This is a genomic window from Prosthecobacter dejongeii (assembly GCF_014203045.1).
GTDB lineage: Bacteria > Verrucomicrobiota > Verrucomicrobiia > Verrucomicrobiales > Verrucomicrobiaceae > Prosthecobacter > Prosthecobacter dejongeii.
In genome coordinates this window covers 78,344-99,728 of record NZ_JACHIF010000010.1, presented here as the reverse complement: position 1 = coordinate 99,728, position 21,385 = coordinate 78,344, and the positions used below count along the sequence as shown (strand labels likewise).

General features: G+C 55.3%; 18 protein-coding genes and 1 tRNA gene. 8 read left to right on the top strand and 11 right to left on the bottom strand.

Going from position 1 to position 21,385, the window contains the following annotated elements:
- Nucleotides 1-28: 28 nt before the first annotated feature.
- Both HNQ64_RS24505 and HNQ64_RS19845 read right to left on the bottom strand, forming a co-directional pair.
- Nucleotides 29-382: an immunity 8 family protein gene (locus HNQ64_RS24505; RefSeq protein WP_408004366.1), complete on the bottom strand. Its 354-nt coding sequence runs from the start codon at nt 380-382 to the stop codon at nt 29-31.
- 47 nt (nt 383-429) lie between these two features.
- The gene (locus HNQ64_RS19845; protein WP_184211960.1) at nt 430-795 is read right to left on the bottom strand and encodes a hypothetical protein; all 366 of its coding nucleotides are present in this window, start codon (nt 793-795) and stop codon (nt 430-432) included.
- A 243-nt stretch (nt 796-1,038) separates the two neighbouring features.
- Between HNQ64_RS19845 and HNQ64_RS19840 the strand changes: the two genes are divergently transcribed.
- Both HNQ64_RS19840 and dnaE read left to right on the top strand, forming a co-directional pair.
- Complete coding sequence (locus HNQ64_RS19840) at nt 1,039-1,491, top strand: LexA family protein (protein ID WP_184211958.1); 453 nt, start codon at nt 1,039-1,041, stop codon at nt 1,489-1,491.
- Between the two features lie 6 nt (nt 1,492-1,497).
- A complete protein-coding gene (dnaE, locus tag HNQ64_RS19835; RefSeq protein ID WP_184211956.1) occupies nt 1,498-5,754 on the top strand; it encodes a DNA polymerase III subunit alpha in 4,257 nt (1,418 codons plus the stop codon).
- Nucleotides 5,755-5,910: 156 nt separating this feature from the next.
- On the opposite strand, the gene HNQ64_RS19830 is transcribed toward dnaE, so the two are convergent.
- From HNQ64_RS19830 to HNQ64_RS19820, 3 genes are all read right to left on the bottom strand, one after another.
- A tRNA-Leu gene (locus HNQ64_RS19830) sits at nt 5,911-5,994 on the bottom strand.
- 24 nt (nt 5,995-6,018) lie between these two features.
- A complete protein-coding gene (locus HNQ64_RS19825) occupies nt 6,019-6,684 on the bottom strand; it encodes a hypothetical protein (protein ID WP_184211954.1) in 666 nt (221 codons plus the stop codon).
- A gap of 15 nt (nt 6,685-6,699) precedes the next feature.
- Nucleotides 6,700-7,686 carry an N-acetylmuramoyl-L-alanine amidase-like domain-containing protein gene (locus HNQ64_RS19820; protein ID WP_184211952.1) on the bottom strand — a complete coding sequence of 329 codons (987 nt, stop codon included), beginning with the start codon at nt 7,684-7,686 and terminating at the stop codon, nt 6,700-6,702.
- Between the two features lie 110 nt (nt 7,687-7,796).
- Here HNQ64_RS19820 and HNQ64_RS19815 point away from each other — a divergent pair, with 110 nt between their 5' ends.
- From HNQ64_RS19815 to HNQ64_RS19795, 5 genes are all read left to right on the top strand, one after another.
- Nucleotides 7,797-8,513, top strand: a complete 717-nt coding sequence (locus tag HNQ64_RS19815) for a hypothetical protein (RefSeq protein ID WP_184211950.1) — start codon at nt 7,797-7,799, stop codon at nt 8,511-8,513.
- Between the two features lie 35 nt (nt 8,514-8,548).
- Nucleotides 8,549-9,721: an aldose epimerase family protein gene (locus HNQ64_RS19810; RefSeq protein WP_343075911.1), complete on the top strand. Its 1,173-nt coding sequence runs from the start codon at nt 8,549-8,551 to the stop codon at nt 9,719-9,721.
- On the top strand, nt 9,718-10,542 hold the full coding sequence (locus tag HNQ64_RS19805; protein WP_184211948.1) for a protein phosphatase 2C domain-containing protein: 825 nt from the start codon (nt 9,718-9,720) through the stop codon (nt 10,540-10,542). The genes HNQ64_RS19810 and HNQ64_RS19805 overlap by 4 nt, the downstream gene beginning before the upstream one ends.
- 222 nt (nt 10,543-10,764) lie before the next feature.
- The gene (sucC, locus tag HNQ64_RS19800) at nt 10,765-11,955 is read left to right on the top strand and encodes an ADP-forming succinate--CoA ligase subunit beta (RefSeq protein WP_184211946.1); all 1,191 of its coding nucleotides are present in this window, start codon (nt 10,765-10,767) and stop codon (nt 11,953-11,955) included.
- 154 nt (nt 11,956-12,109) lie between these two features.
- Nucleotides 12,110-12,454 carry a VOC family protein gene (locus HNQ64_RS19795; RefSeq protein ID WP_184211944.1) on the top strand — a complete coding sequence of 115 codons (345 nt, stop codon included), beginning with the start codon at nt 12,110-12,112 and terminating at the stop codon, nt 12,452-12,454.
- Nucleotides 12,455-12,466: 12 nt separating this feature from the next.
- Here HNQ64_RS19795 and HNQ64_RS19790 read toward each other — a convergent pair whose 3' ends face one another.
- On the bottom strand, nt 12,467-13,753 hold the full coding sequence (locus HNQ64_RS19790) for an SHD1 domain-containing protein (RefSeq protein WP_184211942.1): 1,287 nt from the start codon (nt 13,751-13,753) through the stop codon (nt 12,467-12,469).
- Nucleotides 13,754-13,852: 99 nt separating this feature from the next.
- Here HNQ64_RS19790 and nspC point away from each other — a divergent pair, with 99 nt between their 5' ends.
- Entirely contained in the window at nt 13,853-15,043 is a 1,191-nt protein-coding gene (nspC, locus tag HNQ64_RS19785; RefSeq protein ID WP_184211940.1) for a carboxynorspermidine decarboxylase, read from the top strand.
- Between the two features lie 14 nt (nt 15,044-15,057).
- On the opposite strand, the gene HNQ64_RS19780 is transcribed toward nspC, so the two are convergent.
- From HNQ64_RS19780 to HNQ64_RS19760, 5 genes are all read right to left on the bottom strand, one after another.
- Entirely contained in the window at nt 15,058-15,804 is a 747-nt protein-coding gene (locus HNQ64_RS19780; protein WP_184211938.1) for an RluA family pseudouridine synthase, read from the bottom strand.
- Nucleotides 15,805-15,834: 30 nt separating this feature from the next.
- Entirely contained in the window at nt 15,835-16,827 is a 993-nt protein-coding gene (locus HNQ64_RS19775; protein ID WP_184211936.1) for an acyltransferase family protein, read from the bottom strand.
- A gap of 109 nt (nt 16,828-16,936) precedes the next feature.
- A complete protein-coding gene (locus tag HNQ64_RS19770) occupies nt 16,937-19,579 on the bottom strand; it encodes an AAA family ATPase (RefSeq protein WP_184211935.1) in 2,643 nt (880 codons plus the stop codon).
- Nucleotides 19,580-19,655: 76 nt separating this feature from the next.
- Entirely contained in the window at nt 19,656-20,402 is a 747-nt protein-coding gene (locus HNQ64_RS19765) for an SDR family NAD(P)-dependent oxidoreductase (RefSeq protein WP_184211933.1), read from the bottom strand.
- A complete protein-coding gene (locus tag HNQ64_RS19760) occupies nt 20,383-21,357 on the bottom strand; it encodes an amidohydrolase family protein (protein ID WP_184211931.1) in 975 nt (324 codons plus the stop codon). The genes HNQ64_RS19765 and HNQ64_RS19760 overlap by 20 nt, the downstream gene beginning before the upstream one ends.
- Nucleotides 21,358-21,385: the final 28 nt, after the last annotated feature.

The following is a 21,385-nucleotide window of genomic DNA, read 5'->3' as shown; positions in this document are numbered from 1 at the left end:
GGACATGGCGAATCGAATGACGGGGATTTTATGGACGATAATCTTCAAATTCCCATCTTCCGAATTGCGATAGTTTTGAGGCTATTTGTTCCCAAGTCTCTCCCGTGGTCCTAGAGCAAAGGCTTCTCACTCGTGCTTCGATGACTTTTAGGTCATAATCGAAGGCGAGTATCATGTGATGACCGAACATGAAACATTGTGAAGCGCGGTGCTGTAACAGCCACTTGGGCGTGGATACCTCAAAGTCGAACGACTCCTCTGTGTCAGTGCCTTCTGGCCCAATCATGGCCTGCATGAGGAAATGAAAGCACTCTGGATCGTCCGGCCAAAAGGACTCGATGTCCATATCTGGATAGTGAAGCCGTTTGAGTTCTGCTCGCATCATGGTGTTACGTTAATGTGTCCGATGCTTTGCCGCTGTTTCGAAGTTCATGCTGGAGGAGAACCGGGTGTTTGGTGCCTTGTTTCAGTGGTGAACAGTTCCATGAGTTCACGTGCAGCATCACGCAGTGCGTCCATTTTGGCGTGACCTAGCGTCTGCTCAGGCGTTCCCGTGTCATCGATCATATTTACCAGCGCACGAAGCTGCCGAGCCCGACGGCACAGTGATTTTGAATAATCCTTATCCAAATTTCCAGAGTCCAACGCTTTTTCCAATCCAGCATCGTTGAACAATACGCAAACTGCTTCAGTGAAGGAAGATTGCTCCCCGTCCGACTTGCCCGTCCAAAGAGCACTCTGAAGCACTTCATCTGAAAGCTCCCTCAACGATTCATGGATAAGCTCTAAATTCATTACAGACGAAATTGGAATTGATCTAGTGGCATGTGGGCGTCGCCATCGTGTAGCCCGCCTTTTGGCAAAAGCGACGGCGTTCCATCTTGTCTTAGGTATGTTCCACCTGCATTTTGCTGCTTCACATAATCAACCATTGGTTGATGTCCTTTTTGGGGCAACGGTCGTGTTCTCTCTGGGGAGCGGGTGAAAAAACACAGGAGGCTCTTGAAAATGTTCTAATGAACAGTATTCAGTGGGGCCATGCTCACCTCACGCCAAGTTTTATCGCTACAGATGCTCTGGCAAACTCTCGCCAACCGCTTCTCTCTCCGCCGTGTACCGTTGCTTGGCAGCATTGTGGCGGGAAGGCCGGAGATTCAGGAAGGGAGGCAGGATTACTGCCTGGATGTGGATTTCGACACGCTGAGGTTGCCGAAGAATGCCAGGACCTTTGCCCTTAAAGTGCGCGGAGATTCGATGAAGGGGGCGGGCATCTTGGAGGGAGATGTGGTGATCATGGAGTTTCGGGAGCCCCGGCATGGAGACATTGTTGCAGCTCTCATTGATGGTGAAACCACCCTGAAGCGGTTCATTTTGCAGGCAGGCGTGCCTTACCTGCGGGCAGCCAATGTGAAATACCCAGACCTCATCCCGGCTAGAGAGCTGGTCATCCAAGGCGTGCAGATTGCTCTTCTGAGGCTCCCAGAGAGGTGATCAGCTATGATCCTGCACTTTGATGCGGATGCGTTCTTTGCGAGCGTTGAGCAGGCTGCTGATAGCAAACTGCGAGGCAGGCCTGTAGCCGTGGGGGGAGAAAAAAGAGGGGTGATTGCCTCGGCCAGTTATGAGGCGCGAAAGCTGGGCGTCTATACCCCCATGCCAACGGCTAAGGCCAAGAAGCTGTGCCCCAGCCTGATTGTGTTGCCAGGGGACTTTGAAAAATACGAGCGCTTTTCCAAGCTGATGTTCAGCTACGCCTATGACTTCACTCCGGTGGTGGAAGTGGCCTCCATTGATGAATGCTACCTTGATTTAACAGGCTCATTGCAAAGCAAGGCTGGCAGCACCGCAGCGACCATTCAGACGGCGATTGCACAGAGTCTAAAACTGTCGGTGTCCGTGGGAGTGGGTGCGAATAAGCTGGTGTCACAAATCGCGAGCAAGCTGCACAAACCCCACTGCTTCATTGAAGTGGCACCGGGGCATGAGCAGGGGTTTTTATGGCCGCTGGAAAACAAGTGGTTGCCCATGGTAGGCCCTCAACTGGCAGCAAGATTAAACACAGCCGGGCTTTGCCGTGTAGGACACATCGCCTCAGCGCCTTTGGACGAGCTGTCTTTGCTGTTAGGAAAGAGTGCTGTGGAGCTGAGAGATTATGCCCTGGGTCTGGATGCGCGGCCGGTGATCTGTGAAGCCCCTGCGGCTAAGAGCTATGGAGAACAGGAAACCTTTCCCCAGGATACCACGGATACGGCCTTCATTGTCGCGAGGCTTCGAGCGATGGTGGATACGCTGATGCAGAGGGTGAGGCAGGACGGAAAAAGCATTCGCACGGTGACTCTGCGTCTTCGCTACAATGACATGGACGAAGTGACACGCTCTATGAGCTTGGATGAGCCAACCGATCTGGAGCATGATGTTTATCCGCTGATGCAGGCGATGCTGAAGAAGGCCTGGGAAAGGCGTGTGAGCATTCGTCTGGTAGGGGTGCGCTTCACCAAAATTTACCACGCCAGTTTTTCAGCGCTACTTCCTCTGGAGGCATCTGATGCCAAAAGAGAAAGGCTGCATTCATTGGCGATGGTGGTGGATGATTTAAAGCGTGGTCATCAAAGCATTATGCGTGGACATGACTTGTGGTTGTCGCAACATCGGCATGCGCCAAGACAGGTGCTCCCCAAACCTCGACTGGTCACAGATGCGAGTGCTTCGACAACGAACAGAGTCTTGCAGGAACGTGTCACCCTGAAACCCGAGATCCTGGTTCGTAAATTTGTGAAATCTTCTGTGCCTGCACTGAATGTGAAGAGCTGTTACAGCTTTTTAGATTCGGCACTCACCATCCCCGCCATCATTGAGAAAGCGGTAGCTCATGAAGTGCCCATGGTGGCGATCACAGATCCCAACCTGCACGCTGCGATTCCGTTTTTCCAGGCCGCATCAGCCGCCGGCATTAAGCCTGTGGTGGGTGCGGAACTCAACCACGGGAAAAAGCGTCTCTTAGCTTACGTGCAAAGCACCCGAGGATATCAGAATCTCTGCCGTCTCTTGTCCTTCGGTGAAGACGCTGGTGTGACGTCTGAGCAACTCGACGATCACCACGAAGGCCTGATCATCATGCCCGCTAATAGCAGTGAAATAGCTTTGCCCGAGATTCGGTATGGATCTCCGCAGGATAAAGTGTTCTTCGACATTTTGCAGAGCATGAAGACCCTCACGCTCCTGCATGAGAGTCATCCCAAAAAACGCAGAGGTGACTTCGCGTTTCATGATTCCACTCACTGGGCAGGTTGCTATTCATCTGAGGCGTTGCAAGCCGCGCATGAGCTGGGGGAGCAGTGCAATTTTTCGTTCGACTTTAAGACCCTGCGATTTCCGCAGTATGAGCCTCAAGATGGCAGTGCTCCAGCGATAATGTTACGTCGTTTGGCCCATGAGGGTTTGCGCTCAAGGTATGGAGTGAAAGCGGGGCAATATGAGGCCCAGTTGAATGAGGAACTCGAGATCATTTCTGAAGTCGGTTACGAGGAATATTTTTTGATGGTGTGGGATCTATTGCAGCGCTGTCAGGCTGTGGGTATTGACTGGATCACACGAGGAAGCGCAGCCGATTCCCTGGTTTGTTATTGCCTGAAAATCAGCAATGTCTGCCCCATCCGCTTTGAGCTCTATTTTCGGAGATTCCTTAATCGCGACCGCATGGCGCTGCAAAAGCTGCCGGACATCGACATTGATTTTGCGCATGACCGTAAAGACGACGTGGTGGAACTCCTGTTGTCTCACTACGGGCCAGAGCACGCTGCCATCGTGGGTGGTTTTAATACCTTTCAAGCGCGGTCGGCTTTCGGCGATATTGCCAAGGTTTTAGGAGTCGCAGAAAACGAGATTCGCCGACTCACCCAGCACATGCCCTGGACGGATGCCAAGCATGCGGCTGATGCGTTAGCAGTCTCGCGTGAGTGTGATCTTGAGGAGTGGAAAGAAGAGCCGCTCAGAACGGCTTTGCTGATGTCTGGCATGCTGGACGGATTTCCACGTTACGCCAAAATGCATCCCTGCGGCGTGGTCTTGTCTCGTGATCCCATCCGCACTCTGACTCCGGTTTTTACCAGTGCAAAAGGCTGGCCAACGACTCATTTTGACATGGATGCAGTCGAGGCGGTCGGGCTCATTAAACTCGATATTCTCGCCCAAGGCGGACTCGCTGTTCTACGTGATGCTCAGACAGCTTTAGGCCGACAAGGAGTCTCGGTTGATTTAAAATCTTTGGAAATTGGCGGCTTGGGAGGCTCTGAATCCCCGCCACGTCCTGGGAGTGTGGAAGCTTGGTCTGATGAAGCGGTGTGGGAGATGATCGCCTCAGGTAATGCTAGAGGCGTGCACCACATCGAAAGCCCTGCCATGACAAGCTTAGCGTGCATGGCTGCGGTAAGGGACATTGATCGGCTTATTGCCATTGTCTCAGTGATCAGACCTGGCGCGGCCAATGGATTGAAAAAGAGCCAGTTTGCACGGCGTGCTCAAGGATTGGAGCCTGTGGATTACACCCATGAAAGCTTGAGCGGAGTGCTTCGCTCAACCTTTGGCGTTGTGGCCTACGAAGAGCATATTCTACAAATCTGTGAAGCCTTTGCGGGTCTGGCACCTGGACGAGCTGACATGTTGCGCCGAGCCTTGGTCAAACTGGACATGAGGAAAGTGGCAGAGCTGAAGGTGGAGTTTGTTGCGGCAGCCAAAGCAAAGAGGCACCACGATGAAATCATTGAAAAGGTCTGGCAGTTGGTGAGTGGGTTCCAAGGATATGCCTTTTGCCGGGCACACAGCACGGCCTACGGGGTTGAGGCGTACCTAGGTGCCTATCTCAAGTGTTACCACCCTGCGGAGTTCATGGCTGCGGTGCTCTCCAATGGGAAAGGGTTTTATTCACCTCTGGTTTACACCTTGGAGTGTCGGCGGTTGGGGATCGGTTTTTTATCGCCTGACGTGAACGTCTCTACGGACTCGTTTGACGTTGAATTAATGACCGTGGAAAGCGGAACGCCAGCGCGGAACCTAGGCCGAGCTATTCGAGTGCCAATGCGTTCCATCAAGGGTCTTAGTGAATCACTGCTGGAGCGTTGGAGAGCTGAAAAACTGAGATCTGCATTCTTGGGGGTTCGCGATTTTTGTGAGCGTGTTCGTCCCGAGCCTGCTGAAACACTGAGCCTTATTCGAGTGGGGGCTTTGGACGGATTTGGTATGCCAAGGACAGAACAGTTTTGGCACTGCCTGCATACCAGTCGCGATGGCAGTGTCGGTGATGGATGGCTGTTGCAGAATTGCACGGATGAGGAATTGCGCACGACGTTCCGTGAAGAGCCGTCGCGCCTGCAACGCTTGTGTGATGAATTCGAGCTCCTGGGATACACAATCACAGGGCATCCCTTGGAACGATTTCCAGAAGTCGGCTGGGGGACTTATTGCCGCATCGCAGACCTACATCGGTATCATAGGCAGAGAGTGACTGTTTGCGGGCTGATCATCGTGACTCGATCCCATATTCAGGCCAACGGAGAGCCTATGAAATTCATCTCCATCTGTGATCAAAGTGGGATCGTGGAATGCGAGATCTTTGCCGAGACCTATCGCTACCATGGGCTAGCCACCGTGAGATACCCAGTCGTCGAAGTGACAGGGGAGGTACAGCCTTTTGACAACGGCGCTGGTTACACACTTGAGGTGCTACGGGTCCAGAAGCCGAGGGTGAGAAAGAGCTGAGGTTTCCGAGACCTAAACCTTGATTCTGACATCCGTGAACATTGGAGAACGTCCAAGAACAGAATTCAAAAACTGCCATCAAACTGCCATCAGATTTCCCAAGGGGCGGGGAGAACGGAGAACCCCTTTTGGGGTAACCTCTTGATTTTCAAGGGGTGGTGCCGGTGGTCGGACTCGAACCGACACTCTGTTAAGAACAAGATTTTGAGTCTAGCGCGTCTACCATTTCACCACACCGGCATGTAAGTTCTTGCGAACGGACTGTTAGAATGGCGCGTCTTCCGCGGATTGCAAGGCTTTTGGTGGCCCAAGTATTTCTCGGAGTAAAACCGCCTGGCGAAGGGTGGCGGGGGTTTGTAGGAGTTGGCGTAGGCCCTGGAGTTCTGGGCGGGAGCGATGGAGCGTCTGATCTGGGGTGGGAAAGAGTTTAGCGGGAGCTGGGGGCTGGGCAAAAAAGATGGGTGGGGTGCTGGCAGAACTGGCGGAAGCTGGGGCTGTGGGGAAGGGGGCGGCAGGAGTGGGTGGTGGGACGGGAGTGGGGTGCAACTCTGCCCGCACGGTGTAGGAGCGCGGCCTGGCGGCGGGTGGCGGGGGGGAACTCGGACGGTGAGGTAGCGGTGGTGGCGCGGCTGGGCTTTGGTCTTTGCGCGCTTCTTCTTTGATCTGTTCAAAGACATCCCGCACGGTATCCCAGGGATTCAGCGGTGGTGTTTTGGGGGCGGGGCGTGAGGGCTGACCCTTTTGTTCGACTTGACGCCTCCAGGCCTGTTCACGAGCTGCGCGTTCTTCGGGGCTGGGAAGGTCGGCCTTGCGGCGCTCGGCCTCTTCTTGACCTTGTTTGAAAAGACCCCATAGCCACTGCACGAAGCCAGCCCCCATTGCGATGACGATGATGACGACCTGGATGGGATCAATCTCGGCGAGCAACATAAAAAGAGTGTGGCATCATTCCAGCGGGCGCGCCACCACGATTCCGGCGTGGCTTTTGAAGTCGGCCAAATAGGCATGCAGTGCTTTATCCACCAGCACTCGCTTATGCGTCTGGGAAGCGTGCATGAAATGAGATACACCGTCTTCCGTGCGGACGATGAGTCCGACGTGACTGCAATAAACGTGAGGTTTATGGGTGACGATGCCGACGATGTCACCACTCTGAAGTTGGGGCTCGATGCGGTTGACTTGGTCCTTGGGCAGGTAGCGGAAGGGACGGGTCTGGAGTTCAGTCTCGATCTGGGCCATGCCAGAACGGAGGTGAGGATTGTTTTTCAGGTAGCGATAGCTTTTCCACAGAACGGTCATTTCATCAATGCGACGGCCTTCGAGGGGGACGGTTTTGCCGAGGCTGGCGGTGATGTTGCGCACGTGTCCACGTTTTTGATTATCCTGAAACCATTCATCCAGGTAATGGATTCGGTCTAGGTAGCCGCCTTGGCATGTGCCGTGTCGGTAGCGGGTGATCTCGATCTGGCGCAGGAGATCTGCGGGTGAGTAGTGATCTTGGCGAATGGCTAGCATGCGGGCAAGGCCCAGGGCGATCTCGAAGAAGGTCCAGCAGTCCTGGCCGTCGAAATTCGCTGAAGGAGATTCGATATGGTCGTGGATCTCCAGGGTGAAGCCGACATACGGAGTGCCTGCCATGGCAAGTGCGGCGTGGGTGATCCGAGCTCCGATGGGTAAGGCACGCCAGTTTTCCTGAAGGGCTTGGGCCACAATGCGATCAAATTTGTCTTCCCCAATGAAGGTGAGGCTCTGCGGCAAGTGTTCAGCCGCCCGAAGGAAAGAGGGCAGCGTAGCAGCGGCGAGGAGGTGGAAAAGAGCCCGGCGATTCATCACCAAAGGATACGTGACGGCCTGAGACGATGCAAAGAAGGATGCGGCTAACTCTTTGTAATAATTAGCATAAATGAAATACAAAAATGGTAAAATTTCCATTTTTGATATTGATGGTTGAGATACGGCGGCTATGATTTTCACAATGATCTATCAAATGTGATAAAGGGATCATGTTTGAGTGTCAGTTGTGTAATTACCCCTTGCCAATCATGAAAAATTTATTCGCCACCTTGAGTGCTATGGCTTTGCTCGCGACAACCGCGCAGGGGGCTGTCCTAGGGCGATTTGACTTCAATCATTTGGCCAGTGTGACGTCAGCGAATGAAGCAAGCTGCATTTCACCTTGCATTGATGTGACCGATCTGGACGCCTGTTGCCTGACGGAAGGTCTGCGCACGGCGGGTGGGCCTGACGGCAGTGCTTTCAGAACGTATTCGGGCTGGGATCGAAATCCTTCGGATGCTTCAGAATATCTCAATCGCAGTGGGCTATGGCAGTGGCCAAAGACCTTGGCTTTCGAAGTTCAGGCAGGTGCGACGAGTCTGGGAACGCTGAGCGGACTTTCGGTAGATGTGAAGCGGCCCTATTTGTCGTCTCCAGATACGATCATGGCCTCCATCTTCTGGGCTGATTCCGCTGGCGTTATCCAGCAGCGGAATTCGGGCCCGGTTAGCCTCGCTGCGGCCACGGGGTGGACGGCGCTGGACTTTGATTTTGCCCAGGGGAGCGCCCCCTTGCCCTTCGGGACGGAATACAGTGGGGAGACTTTCAACGTCGAGCTGTATGCCTGGGGTGGCTCTGGTGGGGCTCTTTATTTGGATAATGTGACGTTGACGGGAGATTGTGCGCCGATTCCTGAACCGGGTGGTGCCATGCTGATCGGTATGTCGGGCCTGGTTTTACTGCTGCGCCGCCGCTTGCGATAGTTTGACGCTCAGAGAGTTAGCGGAAGGAGTGGGGCGTGAATCGAGTCTTGCGCCCGACCGTGGGAGAGGCCACACTGGTAGGCTGTAACCCACCTACCTTCATGTTTCGCTGCGCCCTGTTCGCTGCTGTTTCTGCTCTTATGACGTCGCCCCTGCCTCTTACTGCCGAAGTTGTTTCCACCCCCTGGGGACAAACGGTGGCTGGGGAGGAGGTGCAACTTTTCACCCTCCGCGATGCCGCAGGGCTTGAGGTGCAGGTCACGAACTACGGTGGCATCCTGGTCTCTGTGAAGGTCCCCGACAAGAAAGGCACCATTGCGGATGTGGTTTTGGGTTTTGAAAGTTTGGAACCCTACCTGGGGAAGCACCCGCACTTTGGCTGCATCACGGGCCGTTATGCCAACCGCATCGGTGGGGCCTCCTTTCAGATTGATGGGGTGCAATATGAGGTGACGGCGAACTCTGGGAAAAATCACATTCATGGCGGTAAAGATGCCTTTGATAAAAAGGTCTGGAAAGCCCGGGTGCTGGAAGGGCAAACCGCAGTGGAACTGGCCTACACCAGCGCCGATGGTGAAGAGGGTTTCCCTGGTAAATTGGACTGTACGGTGACCTACAGCCTCACTGGAGACCGGGCGCTAAAGATTGATTACCGTGCCACGACAGATAAACCCACGGTGGTGAACCTGACGAACCACAGTTACTTTAACCTCGCGGGGGAAGGCAGTGGCGATGTTTTGGGGCACGAACTCAGCATTCCGGCCGAGACTTACACGGCGACGGATGATGCCCTGATTCCGACCGGGGAGATTGTGAGCCTGCTGGACACACCGCTGGATTTCACCTCTCCTCATCTCATCGGGGAGCGCATTTCGGCCCATTTTAAACCCCTGGTACAGGGTAAGGGATACGATCACAACTACGTGCTCCCCGGCCCCGGGCTGAAGCTGGCCGCGCGTGCCAAAGACCCCCAAAGTGGCCGTGTGATGGAGGTGCATACCACTGACCCTGCGGTGCAGCTTTACACCGGGAATCATCTCAAAGGTGTGAAGGGAAAAGTTGGGCATGTGTATGAGGCCCGCCATGGCTTCTGCCTGGAGACTCAGAAGTACCCCGATAGCCCCAATAAGCCGCAGTTCCCCAGCGCGACCGTGCGCCCGGGAGAGCCTTACCTGCACACCACGATCTTCAAGTTTTACGCCGAGTGACCGCACCTGTTCCACTGCCTGTTTTCACGCCACCGACTGCCCCAGCCTTTGTGCAGGAGCAGGACTTTGCCGCTCGTCAATACAAGGGGCGTCGCGATAATCAGGAGGATTATTATGCCTTCGCCGATGCGGCTGAAATGACCGAGGAGCCTCTGCAAAAGCTGCTGCTGGTGGTGGGGGATGGCCTGGGTGCCCATGCGGGCGGCAGTGTGGCCAGTTATCTCGCGGTGAATGCGTTTGTCCGCGCCTTTCATGAGCAGCCGGGTGACGCTAGCTGGCGCCTACGCACGGCTCTGGATACGGCCAATGAAACGCTGGGATACATCACCGATCGTATGCCATCGGTGGCCCCTCCCATGGGTACCACCATGCTCTCTGTATTGGTCAGTCATCGGGAGGTACAATGGATCAGTGTGGGGGATTCGCCGTTGTTTCTTTACCGTCGCGGGTTGCTCACACGACTGAATGCCGACCATTCGCTGACGCCTCTCCTCGAGGAACGCGTGCGCGCTGGGACGATGACGGTGGAGGAAGCTGCCCACCACCCAGATCGCCACACCTTGCAGAGCGCGGTCATGGGGGTACAGATGGCGCTGATTGATTTCGCGGCGGATCCGATCAAGCTGCTTCCGGATGACATCGTCATCGCGGCTAGCGACGGCATTTTCACGCTTACTTCAAAGGCTCTGGAGGAGTTGCTTCACTTTGGTCAAAACACCACGGCGGATAAGATCGCCGATGCCATCATCTTCGCCATTCGTCGGATCAATTATGATCGTCAGGATAACACGACCGTTGGTGTGGTGAAGATCCCTTCCTGAAAAGAAAGGGCCGAGCCCAAAGCGCAAAGGCAGATCCTGGTGGCGAGACGACCTGAAAAAAGAGCCCTAGCCTGCCCAACTAAGCTGATCAGAGCTGTGTCGAGCAAAGGAATGACGGAAAGGCGAGACTTTTGACGGTCCTCTCCTTGACCTCTGCCCTCTGCCTCCTATGCTCGACCGTCCCAGCGCCGGGACGTGCAGACCTTCCCCCATTTCCGCTCCATGAACATCCACGAATACCAGGCCAAAGAACTGTTTGAGAAATTCGGTGTCGCCACACCTCCTGGCAAAGTTGCCTCCACGGCTGAAGAAGCTGGCAAGATTGCCGAAGAACTGGGTGGCGCTGGCCTCGTGGTGAAGGCTCAAGTCCATGCGGGTGGCCGCGGCAAAGGCACCTTTAAAAACGGTTTCAAAGGCGGCGTGCATGTGATCAACACAGCGGCTGAAGCGCAGGACATCGCTGGCAAAATGCTGGGCCAGACCCTCGTCACCCACCAGACAGGGCCGGAAGGCAAGCTGGTGAGCAAGGTGCTCATCGCCAAGTCTGTGGATATCGCCAAGGAGCATTACTTCGCTATTCTGTTTGATCGCCAGAGCAGCAGTCACGCCCTCATCGCCAGCACGGAAGGCGGCATGAACATCGAAGAAGTGGCGGAGAAGACCCCGGAGAAGATTCTCAAAGAATTCGTCCACCCGACTCTCGGTCTGCAGAGCTACCAAGCCCGTAAGATCGCTGCCTCTTTGGGCCTCAAAGGTCCTCAGGCCAACCAGACGGTGAAGCTCATCACAGCACTTTGGAATCTTTACCTGAAAAGCGACTGCTCCCTGGTGGAAGTGAACCCGCTGGCCATCACCACCGATGGTCAGGTCGTGGCTCTGGATGCGAAGTTCAACTTCGACGACAATGCTCTCTATCGTCAGAAGGACGTCGTCGCCATGCGTGACACGACTGAAGAAGACCCACGTGAAGTCGCTGCCAGTGAGTTCGGCCTGAGCTACATCGGTCTGGATGGTAACATCGCCTGTCTCGTCAATGGTGCTGGTCTGGCCATGAGCACGATGGACATCATCAAGCTGCACGGGGGTGAGCCTGCCAACTTCCTCGACGTGGGCGGTGGTGCCACGAAAGAGCAGGTGACCGCAGCCTTCAAAATCATCCTGGGCGACCCAAATGTGAAGGGCATCCTGGTGAACATCTTTGGTGGCATCATGGACTGCGACATCATCGCCAACGGCATCATCGCCGCAGCCCAGGAAGTTAGCCTGAATATCCCTCTCGTCGTCCGTCTGGAAGGCAACAACGTCGAAGCTGGCAAGGCCACTCTGGCCAGCAGTGGCCTGGCCATCACCAGTGCCGACGGTCTCACCGATGCGGCTCAGAAGATCGTGGCGGCGGTGGGCAAGGCGGCGTAAGCGTCGGTCAGTCCAAGTTTAACATTCAAAGCTCCGAGGGCGACCTCGGAGCTTTTTGCGTACAGTATTCATCACTCTCCGAGTGATGGGATTGATGGACAAGGTCAACCAAGTTAGTCTTGAACATGGCCTGCTGATTGAAGGACCATTCATCATGCCAAAAACCTACTTCTGCTGGCGCTGCAAAATCCCTGTTCCGATGCTCACTGAAGAGGCGTGGACGGAAGTAGAAGGTCAGGAGCCGACCTGGGTAGAGTATGAGATCGGGCCGCACACGCTGGCCATCACCATTGGTGGGGAGATGTGGAAGCCGAGCAAGGATGGCGGTGGGGTGGCTCTGGAGGTGGAGGACTTTGAGGAGTCCCTGAAGTGGCTGAAGCAGAAGGGCGTGGAGCCCTACTTTGGTCCTTATGAATCCCCCGTCTGCCACATGGCGCTGATCTCAGATCCCGATGGTAACTCCATCTGCATTCATAAGCGCAAGCCGGGGCATCACTGAGCCACTACAACGTTACTCCACGCGCACTTTGATGCCGATGTCCTTATAGCCAGCGATGATCTCGCTGGCGATTTTGGCGTAGGGACGTTCATCGAGCAGAATGGGCAGGTGCTTGAAGGCGGCGGCCCCGCTCATGTCAGGAGGGGTAAGCTCGCGCGGGTAGCTGAAACGACCGCCTTCCATGCGTTTGACACGTGGGTCGGCAAAGAAGGCGCGCATGGCGGTGACTTCGCCATGCACGGCCTCCATGAAGCGGATGAAGCGGGTGCCTTTTTTGTCGCCATCCAGGTGGCAGAAATAATAGACCAACAGTTGCGAGCGATGGTACATGTCGCGCATTTTGGTGGGGCTGCTGCAGGCGGCGGTCCACTCCTCCCGGGTCATGGTCATGTGCTCTTCCAGTTTGCCAATGTCAGGTTGGAAGCCTTCCTGCTTTTCCCACACGCTGGCATCTTCTTTCATGCCGCTCTTGTGGGCATCGGCACGAAAGGTGCCGGATTTATAGGGCAGCATTTCGGTGTATTCTGCCGTGCCCTCGATGATCCAGGTGGGTAGGAAACCCAGGTATTCATCCATGAGCTGGTGGGTGATTTCATGCACCAGCGTGCCATTGCTGTAGTTGTCGTTTTTGAAGTAGGTCTGGCCGCGCTTTTCCATACCCAGGCTGGGGAACGGGATTTTGAAAATCTTGTCTCCTGTGCTGTAAACACCGCCAGAGTTTTCCGGTCCACCAGCTTCGATGTAGTCCTGGCGGGATTCATAGAGGGCGGCTTTAAAACGCGGCATGCCCTCTGGAGGGCGGCAGACGATGCCCCAAGGTAGCGCCTCCACGACGGAGCGGGTGGCCTCAAAGGTGCGTGCGACTTCCTTCATCACGCTGCCGGCGAGTTTGGCCTGAGAGGTGAATTCGAAGGCTTCGGATTGATACACATACTTTCGTTCGGCCACGCTTTCAGAAACCACGCTGATTTCCACCGAGCGTGCAGGGACTTCGACGTTTTGAGGCCAGGTGCGTTGCTCGATGGGGAGGCGTTTCGGATCCGCCGCTGTCGGCGGGGCAACGGGGGCGGCAGATTGAGCTTTGATGAAAGCCTGATCCTCTGCGCTAAGACGAGCTAGGGGAAAGGGGATCGTCTTTTCGGGGCTGACGCGCAGCAGGACACTGTCTCCCTGCATCCCGGCAAATTCTGCCTGCACTTTTCGTCCGGTATCATCCGTCCAGTCACGCGGCGCCGCCTGGGCCTGGGATGACAGGCAGCAAAGGGTGAGGAGGCAGAGGCAGGGCGTGATTTTATGCATGACAGATTCCGGTTTATCATGGGCCGCTGCCTTCGTGCAAGAGGTGTGTGCAAACTATCACTGGCACAGACGCTGCACCTCTCTAAAAAAGCTGCGCGTATGGCCCCAACCCCTCCCCATGTCTTTGAACAGCCTGCTCCAGCCTTCGATGTCTCCAGTGTCGAGACGCCTGCCTATGTCGTGGACTTGGGCCTGCTAAAACGAAACCTGGAAAAGCTGGCGGATGTGCAGCAGCGCTCCGGTGCCCGTATCCTGCTGGCGCTAAAGGGATTTTCCATGTTCTCCACTTTCGATCTGGTGCGCCAGTATCTGTATGGCTGCTGTGCTAGTGGCATCCATGAGGCGTTGTTAGGCCACGAGGAGTTCCGCAAAGAACTGCATGTATATGCGCCTGCTTTTAAAGATGCAGAGATGCGGGAGATCATCCCCATCGCCCATCACATCAGTTTTAACTCGCCTGGTCAGTGGCGTCGCTTTCGTCCGATGTTGGATGCTGCGCGTGCGGCGGGGCTGCATGCGCCTAGCCCGGGCATTCGGGTGAACCCAGAGCACAGCGAGGTGGAAGTGAGTCTGTATGATCCATGCTCGCCAAGCTGCCGCCTGGGCACCCGGGATGAAAGCATTGAAAATGAAGATCTCAGTGGTCTAGAAGGGCTGCATTTCCATGCTTTGTGCGAGCAGGATTCGGATGTGCTGGAGCGCACGCTCGCGGCTGTTGAGCGGCGTTTTCCCAAGCTGCTGGCTCAGGTGAAATGGGTGAACATGGGAGGTGGCCACCACATCACCCGCAACGGCTATGACGTGGAGCGCCTGGTGCGGGTGATCCGCAGCTTCCGCGAACGCTGGGGCAAAGAAGTGTATCTGGAACCTGGCGAAGCCGTGGCGCTGAATACAGGCTACCTCATTGCCAGTGTGCAGGACATCGTGCCGACGGATATTCCCACGGCCATCCTCGATACCTCCGCCACAGCGCACATGCCAGACACGCTGGAGATGCCCTACCGCCCGCACATTCTGGGGGCTGAGCTTCCCGGTGTGCTGCCTCATACATATCGTTTGGGTGGCCTAACCTGTCTGGCTGGCGACGTGATTAATGAATATAGTTTTGCCGAACCTTTGCAGTTAGGCCAAAAGCTAGTTTTCACCGATATGGCGCATTATACCATGGTGAAGACCAGCACCTTTAATGGCGTGCCTCACCCAGACATTGATCTCTATGATCCTGCCGTGGGAGAAGTGCGCGTGATCCGCCGGTTTGGTTACGAGGACTTTAAGCGCAAGCTGTCTTAAAACGGATGGCAGGTCTAGGTGGGTTTCCAGTCCAGTCCCAATCGGTCGAGCACTTTGGCGAGGTCTTCCGCCAAAGGGGCTTCCACGCTCAATTTTTGGCCACTGGCGGGATGTTTGAGTGTCAACCGATGGGCATGCAGGAAGAGTCTTTTGAGTCCCAGATCTTTCTTGAGTTTTCGGTTCAGATCAAAGTGCCCGTAAACGTCGTCGCCTAACACATGATGCTGACGCGAGGATGCCTGTACGCGGATTTGGTGTGTCTTGCCCGTGATGAGGTCAATGTTGAGCAGCGACACTTTTTCTCCGGCATGATGCGCTAGGGTTTGAAAATCAAGTTTGGCATTGGGAAGTCGTCCTTTGATCACACCAGTGCGCACGCGTCCTTTTTCACGCGTGGTTGCTAGGTGGTCCAGCCAGGTTCCTTCCTTGCCGGGGTTTCCGCGCACTAGGGTCAGATATTGTTTTTGGATGGCATCTTCATCGAACAAGGCGCGGCATTTCGCGGCGGTTTTTTCATCGAGTGCTGCTAGCAGGACACCCGAAGTATCCTGATCTAGGCGATGAATGAGCCAGACTTTTCCAGCGGGTGAATCGAAGCATTTTTCTTCCAAGTCGTAGCGCCCCTCAAAAGCTGCGTGTTCCGTGCTGCGTGCCGTGTTGGGGTGTGAGAGCACGCCGGCGGGTTTGTTTACGATCACGATAAACCGATCCCGATGCAGAATGGAGCAAGTGGTGATGGCGGGGGACTCAGCCGAGGACATAAGACTGGATGACACCAAGTAAGCGGCATGTCACGCAGCGGCTGTCTTTTCTCCCAGTAAAAGATATCGCAAAACACGGCTGCGGCGCAGTCCGCAAATGATTCCGATGCAGACCAAGCAGACCGCAGGGGCGATCACCAGTTTTTCTCCCAGGCTGTAAGGCACTAGACTGACCCCGGTTTTATGGGCCACGACTTCCAAACTTTCAATGAGCGCATGATGGATGAGGTAGATGCCATAGGTGGTGCTCAAGATGAAGAGCAGTCTGGTGGAGTGAAGATGGATCGCTGGAAGGCCCAAGATCGCGCTTGTGGCTGCATAGCCTGCAATAGGGCTAACTAAGGGCATGAAGGACGCAGGAATAACAGCGAGTGCTGAAACCACGGCAGCGATAGTTGCAACGATGCAGCCTACATAAAAATTCAGAGTGCGAAGACGAGCGGAACGCTGGACGGCGATGAGTAAGAACGCCGCAGCAACGTAGAACAAGCTGTATTGAGAAGCGTCACCGAATTCAAAATATTCGCGGGTGCTGCCTAGATAATCATAGACAAAAGCAGCGCCCACTGTGGTCAAAGCCAAAAGCCAGTGGCGCCGGTTGCTGATTAAAATGATCGCTAGAACCCAAGCCTGACAGAGCAATAAGAAGGGCAGGAAGTAAAGCTGTACTCCAGAACCTCCGTAAGCCAGAAGGCGAAACCAATCGGGCGTGAAACTGATGCCTGACAGATGATGTTTGGCCACACGCATCCCGAGGTAAATAACAGTCCAAGTCAGATAAGGTACCCACAGCCGATCCAGATGCAGGCCTGAAAATAGAGGGGCGGACTGGTCCAATGCCGACAGCACCTTGCGAATGAAAAAGTACAGCGCGGTGATGACGAAGAAAGGCACACTCAGGGCATTGAATGCCCTTCCTAACCACTCGGCATTTGGCTCGTTAGGCCCAAGGTGTACAAACACGACACCCAAGGCGAAGATGAGCCGAAAAATATCAAGCGTGGAGTTGCGTTTGGGGGGCATGCGCAAGGGGGATGCCTGCACATGCGTGTAGGACATCAACTCAGTGGTGATATGCCTTGGGCTGCATCATTATTCAAGTCATTCAGGCACGGAGCCAAACAGGGTGTGTTTAACTGAGTCGGATTTCTTTGGCTCCCATCAGTGCGTAATCACCTGGGGTGCAGGTAAGTAAAATGATCTGGAGGCCGCGAGTGGCTGCTAAGTCCAGCATTCGCTGGAGATTCTGAACTCGGTCCGGGTCGGAATGGGCAAAGGCATCGTCAAACACCACCGGTAGCGTGCCGTCATGGGCTTCTGCCAGGATTTCTGCGAGGGCTAAACGGAACGCGGCCGCGACTTGTTCCCGGGCTCCTTGACTGAGGCTATCAAAGGAGAAAGCGGATTGGTTATTGCGGCTGAGCGTGAGTCCCTGAAACTGGTTTTCTTCTAAAGTAACCGTCGCTTGAACATCGGTGCCGAATAGACGCTGTAAGTAGCCGGTCACCCTTTCTGCTAGAGGACGAGTGAATTGGTCTGCCAGTATCTGCTGCTCTTCCAAGATCAATTCATGCACATGACGCAGGGCCTGAGCGTGGCGCTCCGTGGACTCTCGATGTGCCTGTGCTGACTGACGACGGGCCTGCGCGAGCGCTAAGCTGGCTGCGGGATCGCTGCTGCCGTCGTTCTGGAGCAGAGCTGCGGCTGCAATGCGTTTTTCATTCGCTTGAGCACGCTTGTCGTTTTGCGCTTTCCAGGCACGATCAAAGCGCGCTTGATCGGCCTCCAGATGCTCAGGCTGGTGCTGACTCAGAGATTGCCGTGTGGTGGTCACTTGAGCCTCTGCGGCTTCATGTTGAAGCTGTGCCTGCTGGAGCGCTTGGGTACGCAGAAGATCCTCCCCTTCATGCTCAACCAAGACGATGAGTCGTGTCTCCAGTTGCGTGATTTCGGTCTCCAGCGCACGTGTGGAGTCCCCGTGCTGGGCCAGGGCGGCTTCGGCTTTTTTGAAGGCGGATTGATGTACCTCTCGTTGTTTGCGACAGGCTTCTTGGTTAATTTCAGCCTCGCGCAAATGGCGCTGCGAGAGCGCTAAATCTGGTGTGTCTAGCGCCTCTTTGGTTTGTCGCCTTTCCACCTCGGCTTGAGCAGCGATGAGCTCACGTTCGGCGGTGGTCCATTCTGCCGCGAATTTCTCGGAATCGAGCCCTCTGAGTTCGGCATTAACGGTTTTCCATTCCGACTGCAAATGCTCACGGCTCGCTTGGGCCGTGCTGGCTTCTGTGAGGGTCTTCACTCCGAGTTTGAGAAGGGCTTCCTGGAGTTGACGTTGAGTCTCTTGTTCTTGCTGGCGCGCTTCCGCCAGCGAGGTACCCCCACCGGGGCGGATGCGTAGGCGAGTGTCTCCTAAAGTTAGTTCGGTTTCGTCCGTGAGGGTCAGGCGCTGCCCGGTTGTGAGAGTTTTCTCTCCCACCTGGAGGGACTGGGTGGAGGTGAGGACTTCGATCTCAGTGGCCACGCCTGCCAGGCTGGCCTGGGCTTTATCATGGGCACGTTCCAGGGACTGGAGTTGGCGCAGCGCGGTTGCATCCACTTTGGGGAGGCGGTCAGCCTGTTGTTCAATCTGGGTGCGCTGAGTCTGGAGAGCCTCAATCTGCTTTGAGCGCGCTTTTAACCGATCCAGGATTTGGGTTTTCTCCAGCCTGCTGGAAAGTGCCTGTGCTAGATCATGACGAGCACGGGTTTCTAACAAGAGTTGATCGGACTGCCTCAGCGCCTCCTCTGCTGCTTCCAAGAGTTGTTGGGTGGAGGTAACTGTGTGCCTCAAGCTGGCTAACTTTTCAGCCTGCGGAGTTAGACTGGCTCTTTTACCTGCTATAACACGACGCAGTTCCGATATTTTTTGTTCGGCACCTAACCTTGTTTCATAAGTCCGCAGCATCTCCTGAGCTGTGCGAATGTGCTCTTGTTCAAGCTGGCGCAAGCGGGTGATTTCAAGGCTGCGTCGGAGCAGGGAGGACTGCTCCGTTTCCAGGTGTTTCAGGGCTGCTTCCGCCTCGGTGATGTGTGCAGTGGATTGTTCGTGCTGTGTGATGGCATGCTGGAGATTTTGCAGTGTATTTTGGGCCTGCTTCTCGGTCTCTAGGGCCTCTTCTTCAGCCTGTATAGCTAGGCCTAATGCGGAGTTTTTTCGGGGTTCGCCTTTGTCCTGAAAGAGCGCTTTGATCTGAGTCGCAAAATGGTCTGCCACCTGGGTGTCGAGGGCGGACTGGATGACGGCTGCTCCCCCGTGAGATTGAAGTCGCTGGACGAGACTTTCCCGCTCGGCATTCGCTTGGTCGAGGGGATCGTCAGATGAACTGCCCTGCCACACCCATAGATGGTTCCATTGCTCCGCTACTTTGCGTCCACTGGCTTGAAGAAGGTAGGCCAGTTTTTCTTCGGCTTCATCGCCTTGCCAAGTAGGGCCACTGGCCTGCACCAAGCGGGTGATGCCACTGGCACCTTTGAAGCTTTTCGTGAGACTGTATTGTTTCCCCGCAGCTTCAAATTCCACTTCGACTTCAGGCTTTCCACCGTGGGTGAGGGAGAGCATTTCTCGGTGCTCTTTGCTGTTGCCTTTGGCCTTCAAAAACAAGGCTCGGTGAGCTGCCTCGACAAGGGTGCTTTTGCCAGATTCGTTCGCTCCGCCAATGAGCGTGCGCTCTGGGTCCAGATCCACCCGCAGCTCTTTGTGGCGGCGGTAATGGCGGACGGTGATGGAATGAAGGCGCATGGCAGGCAAGCAATCTGTAACACGGCCTCACGTTGGCAAGGGGGGCGGGGCTTAAAATACCCTGTTCTTTTGGAGGCTACATTTTGCCGATCTGGCCGACGGTGAGGCCACCATCAATGGTGATGATTTCTCCTGTCAGGTAACGTCCCGCTGGAGAGCATAGGAACACCACGGCCCCGGCGCAATCCTCTGGCTTTCCCACCTCTCCAAGCAGTATTTTTTTCTCGTAATGGCGCAGCAGGTCCTGCGAGCGGGGCTCCATCCAGACGGAGGTCAGCGGTGTGCGAATGAGGCCTGGCGCGATGCCATTCACACGGATCTGCATGGGTGCCAGGGAGACTGCCAGTGTGCGTGTGAGCATGACCAAAGCCCCTTTACTCGCATCGTAGGCACAGGAATCCGCTTCGGCTTGGAAACCATTGGTGGAGGAAGTGATGACAATGCTACCGGGGACTCCGCGTGCTACGCATTGCCGGGCAAAGGCCTGAGCAAGGAAGAAGGTGGCAGTGACATTGAGCTGAAAGGTGCGGTCCCAGAGTTCGCGCGTCATCTCTAGGACGGGCAGATCAAAGAAGCTGCCCGCATTGCAGATGAGCAGGTCCACATCTCCTGCCGCATCCATCAGCAGCTGCGCTCCTTCAGGATCCAGCAGATCCGCCTTCACGTAACTGGCTGCATCGTGCAGATCCTCTGGGCGTGCCTGAAGGCCGTGATGTACCACCTCTGCGCCCGCATCATGCAGTGCCTGGCCGATGGCTAAACCAATGCCTTGGGAGGAGCCAGTGACGAGGGCGCGATGGCCTTCAAGCGAGAATGCTTTCATCTTTCAGCTTCAGGTAAGCGCAGGTGTTTGTTTCAGCAATCCGTTGCACCACGGCAGGGGGATTCTTTTTCAAGGCCGTCAGCTCCTTTTCATAAGTGCAGATGAGGCGGACGATCTCGTGATTGATCTCTGCCGCATAGCTGTAAAAAGGCGAGTCACTGCCCCACATGAACTTCGTGGGGTAAGCAGCGGCGAGGTCTGCAATGACCCGTGCTGGGTCGCTGTAGTCGCTGTCAAACCGTCGCTCCCGAGGAGCGATGAAGGGCATGTCTTTCACGGCCCCTTCGCAGTGGATGCAGTGAGCAGAATTGTCGAACCATGTGTTAGGCAGTGCATTCACTCTGTCCAGACACTCTTTGTCAAAACGGCAGGAGTGGGCGAGACAGAATCGCACCTGCGGGTTTTCTTCCGCAATGTCGAGAATGTCGCTGGCTTGAGCCCAGAGATCACTTTTGGCAACGCTGGAGTGGATGAGCAAAGGCAGATCCCACTCCTCGGCAAGTTCCAGGAAGACCTTGCCACGATCCCGCAGATGCTTGATGTCAGATTGTAGAATCGTGGTCTGCATCTTGATGCCGTAGAAGGAGTAATCCTGGCGCAGGCGGCGCAGTTCCTCGGCCTGGGCGGCGGGATTGCGCATGGGATCCACCATGATGAAGGGGAGTAAGCGTGGCGCGTATTCTGGGAAGAGATCATAAATTTCCTTCAACAGACGACGGTTTTCCAGAGCGTAAGGCACTTGAGTGAGCTGCATGCCGCCTTCGCGAATCTCGTTGGTCAAGAAGCCGCTGGCATCCAGGGCCATGTGACTGACAAAGGGGAAGACGATCCAGCGATCCACCCCTAGTGCCCCTCCTTCCTCCACCATGGCGACGAGGTGCTGAGCATAAGGGAAGTCACCGTGCAGATAAAATAGCACGTCCACACCGACATGATTGTGACAGTCAATGATCATCAGGCAGACAAACGGCCTTTGAGGAGAA